13 protein-coding genes are annotated in these 15,068 nt (G+C 49.9%); 3 read left to right on the top strand and 10 right to left on the bottom strand.

Translation table 11 applies throughout. The features are described 5' to 3' along the window. Window positions 1–3: 3 nt before the first annotated feature. The 10 genes from I3X05_RS04535 to I3X05_RS04490 all read right to left on the bottom strand — a co-directional run bounded on the left by I3X05_RS04535 (window position 4) and on the right by I3X05_RS04490 (window position 13,156). Window positions 4–861, bottom strand: coding sequence for a carbohydrate ABC transporter permease (locus I3X05_RS04535; protein ID WP_337970976.1), 858 nt, complete (start codon window positions 859–861; stop codon window positions 4–6). Then, window positions 858–1,781, bottom strand: coding sequence for a carbohydrate ABC transporter permease (locus I3X05_RS04530; protein WP_045570960.1), 924 nt, complete (start codon window positions 1,779–1,781; stop codon window positions 858–860). The genes I3X05_RS04535 and I3X05_RS04530 overlap by 4 nt, the downstream gene beginning before the upstream one ends. Before the next feature lie 111 nt (window positions 1,782–1,892). After that, on the bottom strand, window positions 1,893–3,140 hold the full coding sequence (locus tag I3X05_RS04525; protein WP_337970975.1) for an ABC transporter substrate-binding protein: 1,248 nt from the start codon (window positions 3,138–3,140) through the stop codon (window positions 1,893–1,895). 119 nt (window positions 3,141–3,259) lie between these two features. Next, complete coding sequence (locus tag I3X05_RS04520) at window positions 3,260–4,696, bottom strand: ATP-binding protein (RefSeq protein ID WP_193167278.1); 1,437 nt, start codon at window positions 4,694–4,696, stop codon at window positions 3,260–3,262. Between the two features lie 12 nt (window positions 4,697–4,708). Further along, on the bottom strand, window positions 4,709–5,437 hold the full coding sequence (locus I3X05_RS04515; RefSeq protein WP_045570963.1) for a response regulator: 729 nt from the start codon (window positions 5,435–5,437) through the stop codon (window positions 4,709–4,711). A gap of 108 nt (window positions 5,438–5,545) precedes the next feature. Further along, window positions 5,546–7,015, bottom strand: coding sequence for a protein adenylyltransferase SelO (locus I3X05_RS04510; RefSeq protein ID WP_045570964.1), 1,470 nt, complete (start codon window positions 7,013–7,015; stop codon window positions 5,546–5,548). 149 nt (window positions 7,016–7,164) lie between these two features. Beyond that, the gene (locus I3X05_RS04505) at window positions 7,165–10,182 is read right to left on the bottom strand and encodes a M6 family metalloprotease domain-containing protein (RefSeq protein WP_045570965.1); all 3,018 of its coding nucleotides are present in this window, start codon (window positions 10,180–10,182) and stop codon (window positions 7,165–7,167) included. 205 nt (window positions 10,183–10,387) lie between these two features. Beyond that, window positions 10,388–11,641: an NAD(P)/FAD-dependent oxidoreductase gene (locus tag I3X05_RS04500; RefSeq protein ID WP_045570966.1), complete on the bottom strand. Its 1,254-nt coding sequence runs from the start codon at window positions 11,639–11,641 to the stop codon at window positions 10,388–10,390. A gap of 19 nt (window positions 11,642–11,660) precedes the next feature. Next, window positions 11,661–12,734 (bottom strand): methyltransferase, encoded by a 1,074-nt coding sequence (locus I3X05_RS04495; protein WP_045570967.1) that lies wholly within the window; start codon window positions 12,732–12,734, stop codon window positions 11,661–11,663. Between the two features lie 32 nt (window positions 12,735–12,766). Beyond that, entirely contained in the window at window positions 12,767–13,156 is a 390-nt protein-coding gene (locus I3X05_RS04490; RefSeq protein WP_045570968.1) for a hypothetical protein, read from the bottom strand. Window positions 13,157–13,230: 74 nt separating this feature from the next. Here I3X05_RS04490 and I3X05_RS04485 point away from each other — a divergent pair, with 74 nt between their 5' ends. From I3X05_RS04485 to I3X05_RS04475, 3 genes are all read left to right on the top strand, one after another. Continuing rightward, on the top strand, window positions 13,231–13,962 hold the full coding sequence (locus I3X05_RS04485) for a beta-ketoacyl synthase chain length factor (protein ID WP_045570969.1): 732 nt from the start codon (window positions 13,231–13,233) through the stop codon (window positions 13,960–13,962). Beyond that, window positions 13,959–14,717: a lysophospholipid acyltransferase family protein gene (locus I3X05_RS04480; RefSeq protein WP_045570970.1), complete on the top strand. Its 759-nt coding sequence runs from the start codon at window positions 13,959–13,961 to the stop codon at window positions 14,715–14,717. The genes I3X05_RS04485 and I3X05_RS04480 overlap by 4 nt, the downstream gene beginning before the upstream one ends. 82 nt (window positions 14,718–14,799) lie before the next feature. After that, window positions 14,800–15,060, top strand: coding sequence for a phosphopantetheine-binding protein (locus I3X05_RS04475; RefSeq protein WP_045570971.1), 261 nt, complete (start codon window positions 14,800–14,802; stop codon window positions 15,058–15,060). Window positions 15,061–15,068 lie beyond the last annotated feature (8 nt).

Raw genomic sequence — 15,068 nt, 5'->3', positions numbered from 1 at the left:
TACTTATCCTTTTACTGATCCTGCCGTTAAACCACGCACAAAATATTTGCCTGCTAATACATACACCAGCAGCGTCGGCAGCGCCGCGATGATCGCCGCCGCCATATCAACGTTGTACTCTTTGACCCCGGTACTGGTGTTAACCAAGTTGTTCAGCGCCACGGTGATCGGCTGCGTCTCTGAGCCGGAATAAACCACGCCAAACAGGAAATCGTTCCAGATGGCGGTAAATTGCCAAATCACCGTCACCATGATGATGGGGGTAGAAATCGGCAGCAAAATCTTAAAGAAAATGGCGAAAAAGCCAGCGCCATCGAGCTTAGCGGCTTTGATCAACTCATCCGGTACGCCAATGTAAAAATTGCGGAAAAACAGCGTAGTAAACGCCATACCATAGATAACGTGAACCAACACCAAGCCTGTGGTGGTGTTGGCTAAACCCAGTTTGCCCAGCACAGCCGCCATCGGTAACAAAATCACCTGAAAGGGAATAAAACAGCCAAACAGCAGCAAACTGAAGAACAGGTTGGAGCCGCGAAATTGCCATTTGGTTACCACATAGCCGTTGAACGCGCCAAGCAAAGTGGATATCGCCACCGCCGGAATGACCATCTGAAAGGAGTTCCAAAAATAGCCTTTCACCCCTTCACATTTCACCCCGGTACAGGCGCTGTTCCACGCTTTGTACCACGCATCCATCACCCACTCTTGCGGCAAAGACATCAAGTTGCCTGCTTTGATATCGGGTAAGGTTTTAAATGAGGTGATCACCATGACAAACAGCGGCATCAGATACACCAAGCAGAAGAAAACCAAGGCAGCGTAAATCGTCAGGCGGGCCAAGTTCATTTGACTGTTCATGAACGCTTCTCCCTAAGTTCGGAATAAAGATACGGCACCAAAATGGCAAGAATGCCAGCCAGCATCATCATGGCACTGGCTGCGCCAAGGCCAATCTGCCCGCGGGTAAAGGAGTGCGCGTACATAAACAGCGCAGGCAAATCAGAGGAATAACCCGGTCCACCTGCGGTCATGGCAGTGACCAAATCGAAACTCTTAATCGCAATGTGCGATGTGATAATCACCGCGCTGAAAAACACCGGACGTAAACAAGGCAAAATGATCTTCCAATAGATGGTCGGCAGACTCGCGCCATCAATCTGCGCCGCTTTGACAATCGAAGAATCAATCCCGCGCAGTCCAGCTAAAAACATCGCCATGACAAAGCCAGACGATTGCCAGACCGCGGCAATCACCAAGGTATAGACAGCCATATCGGAGTCCACCAACCAGTCAAACTCAAAACCAGTAAAGCCCCAATCATGCATCAGTTTTTCAATCCCGAGGCCGGGGTTTAGAATCCACTTCCACGCCGTGCCCGTGACGATAAACGACAGCGCCATCGGGTAGAGATAGATGGTGCGAATCGCCCCTTCTTGGCGAATATTTTGGTCCAGAAGAATCGCTAGCCCAACGCCCAAAACGATGGCAACCAGCATAAATAGCAGCCCAAACACCCCCAGATTGGTGATCGAAGTTAACCAGCGGTCGTTGTCCATCAGTTTGGCGTACTGATCGAAACCCGCAAAATTGAAACTCGGCAAAAAGCGCGAGTTGGTCATAGACAGCGCTGCTGTCCAGAAAATAAATCCATAAATACACACCACAGTGACCAGCATCGTTGGTGCCAAAACAATTTTTGGCAGCCAATGTTGCAAGCGGTCGGCAAAACCCGGTTTCGGTGCGTTTTTGGCAGATGACCCGTGCAAAACATGCTCCATAACGATTCCTTGTAGCAAACACTCAGTCGTGGCCAACGTCGCCCGTTGTCCATAGTATTGAGTGGCGAAAATAGGCAGACAGGCTCCCCACAAGCCTGCCCGCCCCAAGAGTTAGATGGCCGCTTTCACCGCTTTCGCCAGCTTTTTCGCCGCTTCTTTCGGATCGGCCTTGCTGTCGTTGAAAAAGTTGGTCACCACGTCATAGATGGCACCTTGCGCGTAGCTGGTGGTGGCAAGACCGTGCGCCATACTCGGCACAAGATCGCCCGACTTAGCACTGGCTTTGAAGGTCGCCATAGAGTCCAGCGCGCACTGGTCGAACTTAGACATATCCATGTCCAGACGCACTGGAATGGAGCCTTTGTTGAGGTTAAAGACTTCTTGGAATTCTTTGGTCAAAATGGTTTTTGCCAAGTCTTGCTGCGCTTTTTGGTTGGCTTTATTGCTCAGCTCAAAGAAAGCAAAACTGTCGATGTTGAAGGTAAACTGCCCCGCTGTGCCCGGCGCTGGCGCGCAGATGTAATCTTTGCCCGCGACTTTGCCCGCCGCAGAAAACTCTCCTTTTGCCCAGTCGCCCATGATCTGCATTGCTGCTTCGCCATTGATCACCATCGACGTGGCCACGTTCCAGTCACGTCCCGGCGCGTTGTCATCAATGTAACTGCGCATTTTCTTAAATTTAGTAAACACTTCGACCATTTTGTCGCCCGAGAGCACATTCATATCGAGATCGACAAACGCTTTGTTGTAGTCGGCACTGCCAAGGACATCGAGTGCTACCGCTTCAAATACCGTTGCGTCTTGCCAAGGTTGACCACCATGTGCCAGTGGAATAAAGCCCGCAGCTTTGATTTTGTCGGCGGCGGCAAAAAATTCATCTAAGGTGGTGGGTAGCGCAACGCCCGACTTTTTCAGCACTTCTGGGTTGGCCCACAGCCAGTTGACGCGGTGCACGTTGACAGGAACTACCACATATTCACCATCAAATTTCATCACTTTGGTGACCACGGCAGGAAGAATGCCATCCCAATTCTCTTTTTTCGCCGTCGCGTCTAGCGATGTCAAAAAGCCGAGCCCACCCCATTCTTGGATATCGTGGCCTTTGATTTGCGCCGCAGAAGGCGGATTGCCAGAAACGGCACGGGTTTTGAGGACGGTCATCGCAGACTCGCCGCCGCCGCCAGCAACGGCGAAATCTTTCCAAGTGTGGCCTTGCTGCTCCAGCATCTGTTTCAGCACAGCGGCAGATTTGGCTTCGCCTCCAGCAGTCCACCAGTGAAGTACTTCCACTTCACCAGCCTGAACCAATGAAGTCGCAGAAAGAAGAGAGAGGGTAAGTAGGGTTTTGGTCATTTTCATTGTTATCTTCCATGTATCGGCTTAGTCAAACCAGGCTTGGTCTGATATTGAGCAGTCTATCCGTAATAAACCGTATGGATTGCAACAAACAGTAACCACAATGTAACAATTGAGTTACATTACACTTCAAGCCCTGATGGAATAAGCACTTCCACTTTCAAGCCGCCCTTTGGCAAATTGCTCAGAGTGAGATCTCCGCCGTGCCCGTGCAAAATATTGCGGCAGATACCCAGCCCCAAACCGTGGCCATCAGTATCACGCGCTAAGCGATAGTAGGGCTCAAACACCGCTTCCAGTTTATGGTTGGGAATGCCCGGGCCTGAGTCGGTGATGGTCACTTTCACCCAGTTATCGTTTTCCTCTAACTGCACTTCGGCGCTGCCTGCATACTTGAGCGCATTGTCCAGCAAGTTGGTCAGTACTCGCTTAATGGCCAACGGTTTCGCGACCAAGGGCTCCATCGGATGCGGGGTAAAGTGGACTCGAACCTGATGCTGATTGTAACTTTCGATGATCTGCTCCAGCATAACGTTGAGATCGATATAGTCGTTATTTTCATGCAAATCCGTGTCACGCACGCACTGCAGCGCGCCTTTGACCATCATCTCCAGCTCATCCAAATCTTGATTGAATTTGCTGCGTTTACGCTCATCGTCCAACAGCTCGGCCCTAAGACGCAGGCGAGTGATCGGCGTTTTCAAATCATGGGAAATAGCCGAAAACAGGTGCTCACGATCCGCCACGTAACGACGAATACGTTGCTGCATACGATTAAAAGCGCGCGTGGCGGTGACCAGTTCACTCGCCCCCTCCTCCACCAGAGGCGGCTGTTCAATATTCATGCTCATCTCATTGGCCGCGCGCGCCAGACGTTTAAGCGGTTTCACCTGCCGACGGATCATCGCATAGGTGAGCAGCAGCAATAAGCTGGTGGACAAAAACAGAAACAGCATCTGCTCTCGCCCCAGCAGCTCGTCATCCAAGGTCAGATACGGGGCAGGCAAAAGCGCAGCGATGTAGATCCATTCATGGCTACTCAGCTCAATTTGCACCACCAGCACAGGCGGATTAATCGGCGCCAAAGTTAAGGTGTGGTGCGCCCACGATTTGGGTAAGTCGTGCAGATAAATGTCGTTTTTGAGCAGCCGTAGTGTTTCCGGGCTGGAAAAATCGACCGACACCGATTCAACCCGCGTGAGCTTTTGCCTCAGCACACTTTTGATTGCGCTGACCGAAGCCTCTTTTAAGCGGGTATTTTCAATCGGCTCGACCTGTAATTTTTCTCGGTTAAAGGAGACGAAAAAGCGCGTCCCGCCCATATTGCGGATCTGATCCAAAACAATATGGCGGTAGTTGACCGGTAAAGATTGGAAAAAGGTCACAGTCGAAGCAAACATGCTCGCCATGCTGGCTGACGTCGAGCGAATCCCTTCAAGTTCTTTCTGTTTCGACTGGCTATACCAAATCGCGGTGGCGATGCCTTGGGCAATCACCACCGCCAGTAGCGTCAACATCAAGGTTCGCGCAACCAATGAATGGGGCCTAAATCTCAGCATCACTCATCTCGCTTAATGTTCATAACTGACAGGGACAGAGAGAATGTAACCGTTGCCGCGCATGGTTTTGATGTAGTGCGGATAGCGCGCACTGTCGCCCAAACGCTGGCGCAAACGGCTCAACTGCACATCGATACCGCGCTCGAATGGCAGTGATTCTCGCCCTCGAGTTGCATAGGAGATGGTGTCGCGATCCAGCACCTCATTTGGCCGAGTCAGAAACAGCATCAGCAAAGCAAAATCACTGCCAGAGAGTTCGTGTTGCGTTTGCGTTTCCTGATGGGTAAGGCGATGGGCCAGAGTGTCTAGGCTCCAATCACCGAACAGAATTTGCTTTGGCAGCGTATCACTGCCCTTTTCTTGTCGAACTTGCACACGGCGCAACACCGCTTTGATGCGGGCGATCAGGTGGCGCGGATTAAACGGTTTCGCGATGTAGTCATCAGCGCCAATTTCTAAGCCAATGATCTGATCGGTCTCTTCCGAGACAGCAGTAAGCATAATGATCGGCACGCTCGATTCACGGCGAATGTACTGGCACAAGCTAAAACCATCCTCGCCGGGCAGCATGATGTCGAGCAGGATCAAATCCGGAAAGCCCTCTTGGCTAAGATGTGCTTTGAGCTGTACACCATCGGCGACGGTTCTTACCTGATATCCGCTGCGCGTCAGATACTCATCCAACAGCTCACGGATCTCTTCGTCGTCGTCAACCACCAAAATTCGGCTTACTTCCTGCATTCGCCTCTACCTATCATTACAATTCATTTACATAGTCTATCGATTTCGCCAATCAATAATGAGAGATAGTTTAGTGAAATTTGAGGCAAATCCGCGTTTGGATCACAGTTAGGAAGAGCAGCTGATGACCATTTTCTTACCCCACTCAGGCGGAAGACGCGCGTAGTGCTCAAATTGCGGTGCGTCATCGTAAGGACGGCGAAGTAGCTCTGCCAGTTGTTGCACTTGGCTAAAATCACCTTGCTGCGCTTTTTCTATCGCTTGCTGGGCCAGATAATTACGCAAAATGTATTTAGGATTCACCAGACGCATGGCCGCGCAGCGCATACTTTCTGACAGCGGCGAACCGTCTGCTTGCACTTCTTGTTGGCAGCGCGCCAGATAATCATCCAACCAGCGCGTTACCGACTCTCGGTCAATAAAGAGATCGATCACCGCTTGTTTGCCATGGCGATCCAACTCCGACAGCGTGCGCATAAAACGGGTGTAATCGGTGCGGTTTTCCGTCAGCAGGGCGAATAGTCGGTCAAACAACTCACTATCTCCGGTAAGTCGCGCGTTCAAACCCAATTTGCTGCGCATCAAGCGGCTAAAGTGCTGACCCAATAAAACGTCAAACTGCGCCAACGCGGCTTGCAAGTCGGCACGTTCGATCAATGGCGAAAGCGCGTGGGCCAGGGCAGAGAGATTCCACAAGGCGACTCTGGGCTGCTGATCAAAAGCATAGCGACCTTGATAATCGGAGTGGTTACAGATGTAGCCCGGCTCGTAGTCATCAAGAAACCCAAACGGGCCGTAATCAAACGTTTCGCCCAAAATCGACATGTTGTCGGTATTCATCACCCCATGAGCAAAACCGACCGCTTGCCACTGCGCAATCATCAGTGCAGTGCGCGCGACAATCTGCTCAAACATCGCCAAATAAGGCTTAGCCGCTTGTTGGCATTGCGGCAGATACCATTCGATGACTTTGTCAGCCAGCAGTTTGTGCTCAGCCAACTGATTGGTATAGAAAAAGTGCTCAAAATGACCAAAACGGATGTGAGTGGTGGCTAAACGGATCAGCAGCGCGCCGCGCTCGGTCTGCTCGCGATAAACTGGGGTATCGCTACTCAACATCCCCAGCGCGCGCGTAGTGGCAATGCCTAACCCCGCCATGGCTTCACTGCACAGATATTCACGAATGGTTGAGCGCAGCACAGCACGGCCATCGCCCATGCGCGAGTACGGCGTCTGCCCCGCCCCTTTGAGATGCACGTCAAACCAGTTGCCCTGTTTGTCCTGCATTTCGGCCAGCAGCAGGCCGCGACCGTCGCCCAAATCGGGGTTATAGACACCAAACTGGTGCCCGGCGTATTTCATTGCCAGCGGCGAGAAACAATCCGGCACTTGCTCAGCCGCAAAAGCGCAGCGCAAGGTTTCATCCGCAACCTCCGGCAAAGCAAAACGGGCGGCTAAAGGTGCGTTCCACACCACCCAGTGGCTATTTTGCAGCGGCTGCGGCTTAACCGCAGTATAAAAGGCGCGAGGAAGCGAAGAAAAACGCTGTGAGAATGTGACCGATGGCCAAGCAGACATAAAGGGCTCCAAAAAAGAGAAATCCTCTCCAAACTAGCACAGAGTGAAGGTGACAAACACCGATTGGCAGCAGGGAAATTGCTTGTGCCATATGGCTCTGTCGGTGGAGCCTAAAGTGAAAACGCGCCCGAAGGCGCGTTTTAGCTGAGTTAGGTGCGCGAGCGTCTGCGCCCAAGTAACGCGAGAAATAGCAGAGGTAGTACGGCAAGCGAACCGCCGGATGAACCGCTAGAAGAGCTGGCGGTAAACGAGGTCGCATTGATCTCTGGTGTCACCGTTACCAGCACCGTTCCGCTGGCAATTGCCCCTTCTGCATCCTGAATTTGGTACTCCAGCGTCACCACAGTTTCCTGCGCCACACTGTTTGGCGCTTGGTAGTGAATTTGATTGTTCGCTACGCTGGCCGAACCGAACTCTGGGGTTGATACCGAGATGAGCGTCAGTACGTGGTTATCCTGATCGTAGTCATTGGATAACGCCATAATGTCGACACTAGAGCCAGCGGAGAGGCTGATGGCATCTTGCTTCGCCATCGGTGCACTGTTAGCCACTTCAAGCTGAATCGTGGCGCTATCGCTCAAGCCACTTGGATCAGTGACCGTTAGCGCGAAAGCCAGCGTATTGCCCATTATCACCTCTTTTGGCACCACAAATTCGGCAGTACTGCTGCTGGCATTGTTCAAGTTAACTTGGGGTCCAAATATTTGTCGCCATTGATATTGCAGCTCATCACCGTCGGCATCAGTGCTTGCATCACCCAGCAGCGTAATCCGTGCTCCTGCGACCAGTGCAACCTCGGCAACTGACGCTTTGGCTTGCGGAGCCGCGTTGCTGCCCGTAACATCGATCTCGACCGTCACCACTGAAGAAACAAGGTTTCCAGCGGTCGAACGTAAGCGATAGGTCAATTGATCTTGCCCAACAAAGTTGGTTTTCGGCGTGTAAACCCAGTTTGTGACTGTGCCGTTAGTCGGTGGCGAAACCAGTTCGGCCTGGAACACATAACCCGCGTCCATATTGTCATTGGTCATCACATCCAACGCCACCGAGCCGTTTTTATCAACTTCAACCTTATCTGCCATAGGTTGGACTAAACTTGCGAGGTCGACATCAAACAGCGCAGCAAAAGCCACCGTTTGGTAACCGAGCAGTTTACTCAGGCCATTGCTCTCTTTCTCTAACCGGCTACCGAGCCACGCTTTTTTCTCATCCGTCGGCTCCATATTCTGTAAATCACTGAAGAGATAGTTTTGCTCCAAAACGGCATTTTGCAACTCCACCACCAAGGTATGAGTCCCAACGGCGAGCTTTGCGGGAGTACTAAACATCACTCGGCCAGAGCGGCTCACTACCCCTTCGGCTAATCGTTCTTGCTGGCTGCTGTCTAACAGCAGATTGGCAAAGTTTGCCCCATTTTGTGGATAGCGAGAAACGGTATAGCGAACTGGCAGCGAGCTATTCACCACTTGGTAATAGAGTTGAACGCCATCAATCTGGGTGGCTTTGGGCAAATTCACTTCAAACGCCAGCGCGTCTTTGCCCGCTTCCGCTTGCACATAGCTCCGGCGTAAACTGGTTAACCAAGCGAACTTCTCGCCATCTTGCGGTTTGACAAAATCAAAACGCGCAGCGTGCTCACCACTGACAATCCCAGTGAGGCTAACGCCAGTTTCAAAGCCAGCGACGCTGGTTAAATTCGGCTGTGAGTTGTCCGAAATTTGAGTATTGCCATAAAGACCCGGGTAGATGTCGGCACTGTCGGCACGACCGCCGCGCTCCAGTTCGCCCAATCCGTCAGCTTGCATGATCTGCACCTGCATTGGGCCAGTTTCGTTAAATGCATTGTTGACGTTAACCGAGGTCACCAGCATCCCTTCGGCCTGCAAAGCGCGGTCGTAATCGACACTGCGACGATTTTCCACATACAATCGCGGGCCAAACTCCTTCAAATAAGGGTCAAGATAGATAAGCCCCGCCTCTGCGTTTGCCACTTGCACTGCCGCTTGCGATTGACTCAACACCTGCGGCGCAACAAAGCCGGAAGCGTGTTTGCTCCACGCGCTCATATTGACTGGCGTGTCACCGGCGTACTGATCATCCGGGGTCATGGCCCAAGACCCCGCCCCCATCACACCCCACTGGCCAACGGAGCCATCGTGTTTGTAAGAATAGAGATCCGGCAGGCCAAGCATCAGATGGCCCAGTTCATGGACAATCACCCCGAGTGTAGCTTGGTGATCGACTTGATAATCACCAAACAAACAGTAAGCAGAAATGGTTTTCCCATCAACGGGGGCGTCGTTGTGGTAATACATGTGAGGCCAGATCGAAGGTCGATTGACGACGCCTGTGGAGCGATCGCCCCCCGCGAAGACAAACATTACTGACAGTTCGGTGGGATCAATGGTGCCATCCGCGTTGACATCGTATTGGGCGAAATCGACGTATTGATCGAGTTTTTGATAACTTTCCTGAAAAATGCTGTTGAGGCGGTTGGTACACCAGGCTGAATCATGGCAGCTGGGATGGAACTGATCGAGCGTAATATCAATGACACCATCATTCGCCGTGCCAAAGCTTTCTTTCGCGGGTACGACTTGATACTGACCGGCCGAGTTTTTCGCGTAGTAATCCACCACGCTCTGCCCTGCCTCACCAAACACTCGCTCGGTAAAATCGTGCACCATGTTGACATTGGAAAAGGAAACTTGCACCACCAACAGCGGCTGTTCAAACGGCTGCGCTGGCGCAGAGAAAGCACTGCGAGCCAGCCTTTTGTTGGGGGTAAAACTGCGTGAGCGGAGAACTTGGTTAGCACTGTCTGTGTTAAGGGCGTCAGGCAAATTAAGCGGCGGGCGTAATTGAGAACGCGTCGGTGCTAGCGCGCCCGCAAGCAAAAGCTCTCCGGTTGAAATCAGTTGAGCGCCTGTTGAATCACTTTGGATTTCAGCAAAGTACCAGTTATCCCCTTGCTGGATGAGAGCATTGCCTTGCTCATCTTCGAACCAGCTAAAATGGGCCGAGCCCTGCAGGCGAATTTGAGTACTGGAACCATCCGGCAGCACTATCTCATGCCAAATCGGTGCCGGGGGAACCATTGCCAGCGCTGAGGCTGACAATGCCATCGTTGCGGCGCTACACGCCAGCGTAGAAAGCCATTTTTTCATTCTTAACCCTAACTCCCTTTAAGATATTCTTTGGCTTGTGTCTCAATAACGAAACGAAAGCACACACCTTATGTATCTCCAGCTCAGACACAAGAACAATTTATAAAATACGCGAATCATTCAGCAAAATAATTTGTTGTCATTGACAATCACTCAAATAAGGCCCAAGCGAGCCTTTTGACAAGTGAGCACTGCGTGCAGACCCTTATTTTATCGCCGCGTTCTCTTGGCGGACAAATTCAGCAAGACAGGCTAAACGGCGCTGCGATTCCTTGACATACGGGTTTGCTTCATCCCAAGCATATCCGGCCAAAATGGAGGAAATCATCTGCTTAATTCGTTCATTGGGCTCTTCAAAGAAAATCACATCCTGCAAGGTGCCATCGTACCAACCTTCGACATAGGTGCGGAAAGTGTTCACCCCGACCATGAGCGGCTGCGCATAGTCACGTTGCCAATCTACCCGTTCCCCATTGAGCTGTTTTGCCACACAAGCACTGGCGAATTGAGCTGATTTCATCGCAATGGTTACGCCAGAAGAGAACACTGGGTCAAGAAACTCACCGGCGTTACCAAGCAGTGCATAATGTTCCGTTGCCAAATGCTTCACGTTGGCCGAATAACCGCCAAGCTCCCCAGCCGGATTGGGGTATTGGGCGCGGCTAAGCAACTTCGCCAAACCGGGCTCTTCGCTAGCAAGCTGCTGTATCGCCGAGATTTTATCTTGCGGGTAGTTGGCAAAAAATGCTGGCGTACCGACGATACCCAAAGAGCAAACGCCGTTAGAAAATGGGATCAACCAGTACCAGACATCGGCGTGTTGTGGGTGCACGGAAATAAGAATTTTGTCGCGGGTATACGCCATGTCCCCAGTATCAATATGGTCAACGATATGGGTAAAAATCGCTTGGCGTGGTGGCAGACAAGAGGGCTCTTCAAGGTCAAGCAAGCGAGGCAGCACCCGGCCAAAGCCGCTGGCATCCAGTAGGAAATTCGCCTCTAACTGATAAGCCTGGCCAAGCTCGTCTTTCACACTCAGCAGTGACGTGTTGCCTCTCATCTCAACGCGAGTGACTTCGTGTTGATAGCGAATCTCGACCCCTTGACGTTCGGCATCATCGGCCAGCACTTTATCAAACGTCGCGCGTTGGACTTGATAAGTCGTTCCTGGGCCGGGGGTAAATTTGTCAGTAAAATCAAATTCGGTGTAAACGCCGTTTTTTCTAAATGCGGCACCATTTTTAAATTGAAAACCAGCCTGATTCACCGCATCTAGCATACCCGCCTGTTCAATCACTTCCATGCAAGCGGGTAATAAGCTCTCACCAATTGAAAAACGCGGAAATAGCGCTTTTTCCAATACAATGACGTCGATGTTTTGCGCTTTCAGTAGCGCAGCGGCCGTCGACCCAGATGGGCCAGCACCGATAATCACAACCTGAGTCGATTGCTTTTGCATCTCATTTTATCCTGAGTTTTTAATGTGATTTTGCGACCAGTTTTAGCAAGGTGTGGCCAAGACCGATGTTGTCGGTTCTTTCAATCACCTCTAACTCCGCTTCAGCGACAATTTGCAGAAAATCGTCACTGCGGTAAAAACGGCTGTTGCCATTGGCCAAACAGGTAAAGTACAGCGAGGTCGCATTAAGGCTGTAAGATGCGGCGTCGTATTTCTGTGCGTCACAAAAGAGCTCAAGAATATACACTACTGCTCCGGGCTGAAGGCTCTCTTTAACGCGAGTCAAAATGCTGAGAATCTCCATTGGCGAGAAGCAGTCAAGAAACTGGCTCATCCACCAGATATCGCCTTGTGTCGGCAAAGGCTGATTTTTATCCAGCATATTGGCTGGGAAAGGGGATATTCGCTCAGCAAAACCTTGCTCACGGGCATTGGACATCGCCAGTTCTAACTGGCGTGGCAGATCGACAATGGTCACTTTGACATCCGGATCATAATTGCAACACTGAAGAGCCCATTTTCCGGTGTTTCCACCAATGTCTACGATGTGTTGGGGTTTGTCGGCAAACACCCGCTCTAGCAGGATCGGAAAGGAACGGTCGGAGTAATAGTGATCGAACTTAAACCAGCTCTCTTTTGCTTTCTCCGGTAGACGTGAAAGCCCTTCGTAAATGGTGTTCCAGTCGCCGAGCTCTTTCAACCCTGCTGGTGTGCCTGTGGTAATCGATTCCGTCAGATGCATCATCGCCGCATAACAAACGTCCGCGGTAAAATCCATGTTGGCTTTGGTCATGCCATCATGCAGCAAAAAATGACCAACGTTTGCCAACACGTAGTTAGGCTTTTTCCACACCACAATGTGTGCACTTAACGCCATATCCAGCAACACTTTGACACCGTATTCGGAGACGCCGGTTTTTTCCGCAATCTCCACAGCAGGTAACCCCGCCTGACCAGCGGCGTCGAGGACCGTAAGGATATTCAAATCTCTCAACGTTCGAGCGGTGTGAAATAAAATCGGTGCAAAGGAGAGTTTCTGTGCCTCTGTTTTTGCTTGTAAAGCGTTGTAAGGGTCTAAATTATGATTTAACACGAAAAAACCTAACTAATAGTTAAAAGAAGAGGTTACTGATTAGCCGTAACCGCAAGCTGACGTTGAATATCAACATTTAAGTTATTGATCCAACGATTGTAGTTGCGATGGATTTTGCCATCATCTTCATCTAGGTTTTCTGATTTAACGTAAAGAATTGAATAAAATTTAGTGTCATAAGGGATCATGACTTCTGCAATATGCGATCGAAGATGCAGTTTTGCGGTCAAAACGCCCGGTTCAACTTCGGTAATGCCCCAACCACGCTTTGTTGCTGCTAACACTATCGCGCTTTTCACTTGTTTGCTTTGAAGATCATAACTGATCGGAGTATCCTGTATCTCCATAATTGGTTGTAAACGACCACAGCCAACTAACAACAACGTCAAACAAAAAGAAATTATAATTTTAAAGGTGTTCATCTAGATATTGCTCCTGAATTCAAACGAAATAGAAGCCCTTAGTATGAACTCCGTTGGAAACAAATCAACAACCTATGTCAATTTCATCCTCTTTTATCTGTTTAAATATTGAAAAGTGGTATGCAAGTTCAGTTGGACTGAATGATCGCCAAGCTTGGCAAGATTGGGCTTTGAACGGTCAATATCCCGAAAATAGCGAAACGATATTTACTAATATCCCAGCAATGATGCGTCGGCGGATGAGCGAATTAAGTAAACACGCGGTGCACAGCGCACTGGAATTACTTTCGCAAACCTCGGTAGATTATATGGTTTTTTCCAGTCGGCATGGAGAGTTACATCGCAGCATCGCATTAGTTAAAGATATTTTACTAGGTGAAGAGGCCTCGCCCATGGCGTTTTCTCAATCTGTGCATAATACCGCAGCTGGGCTGGCCACCATCGCCAGTAAAAAGTCCATTCCATTGACTTCTATCGCCGCGGGCGAAAATACCTTCCACAGCGCTCTAATTGAAACCTTCTGTTATTTACAGCAACACCCTGACAAAAAGGTCTTATTGGTGGATTTCGATGAGCCTTTGCCCGAGGATTATGCCGAGTTCGAAGAACAATCGTACCGCGGTTATGCCCTTGCATTGGTGATTAGCCAAGGTGAGCAATTCACCATCAGTCAAGCCGCACCTAGTGTGGATCCAGTCACACCACGCCCACAAGCGTTGCAATTTTTGCAACACTATCTGGCGAGTTCAGTTCGCACATGGCCAGTTTCCACTCGTCGTCACACTTGGATATGGCAACAGAGATGAGAAAAATTGGTCAGTACTGGCGTATTGTCGCCACGGGTTTCTGTTTTGCCATGTTTGGTATTGGTGGATTAGCACTGAGTTTTGTGGTTATCCCTCTCATTCACTTGCTTGAAAAAGATCAAACGCGGCGTGAATATCGCGTACAAAACACGATCCAAATAACCTTCAATCTGCTTTGCAAGTTGATGAAATACACTGGCGCGATCGACTACAAAATAACCGGCGCTGATATTTTAGCCAGTGATAAGAACTGTTTAATAATTGCCAATCATCCCAGTTTGATTGATTACGTGTTAATTGCCTCACAGTTGCCACAATGCGATTGTTTAGTTAAAGCGGCGATTTGGGATAATCCTTTTATGAAGCACGTCGTAAAAGGCGCTGGTTATATTCCCAATAAATCCCCTGATGAATTACTCAACCAGTGTGAACAGCGCTTTGCGCGTGGAAATGTATTGTTGGTATTTCCTGAAGGAACCCGTACAACACCTGGAATAAAATCTAGTTTACAACGCGGCGCTGCCCAAGTGGCAGTTCGTACTGAGCGCGATATGCGCGTTGTGCACATTACCGTAACGCCTAGTTTTCTAACAAAAGAGAAAAAGTGGTATCAAGTGCCAGAGACCAAACCCTTCTTTCATATAGAGGTAAAACATAAGGTTGAGGTAAAACCATTTATAGAGCAAACTAGCAACCCAACGTCAGCAGCTAGAAGATTAAATCAACATCTGGCTAAGACCATTTTCCCAAGTTAAGTGACTTATTTGCCCTTCTTATGGCATTTTGCGCTCATTCTCGGGTTTTTTTCACAATATCAGTCAATATAAGTAGGTCCCAGTGGAAGTACTACATAACGAAATCAAACAACTGATCATCGACGCCCTTAACCTTGAAGACATTTCGATTGATGATATCGAAACGCAAGCACCGCTGTTTGGTGATGGTTTAGGCTTAGACTCTATCGATGCATTAGAGCTCGGTTTGGCCATTAAAAAGAAATACAATATCGTTATTGATGCGGATGATAATAACACCCGTCAACACTTCGCCTCTGTAGCTAACTTGGCGAATTATATTTCTTCACAAACCGAACACTAATTTAGTAG

It is taken from the genome of Vibrio navarrensis (assembly GCF_015767675.1).
Lineage (GTDB): Bacteria > Pseudomonadota > Gammaproteobacteria > Enterobacterales > Vibrionaceae > Vibrio.
Note: the sequence above shows the minus strand (reverse complement) of the source record. Positions and strands in the feature narration are given on the sequence as shown.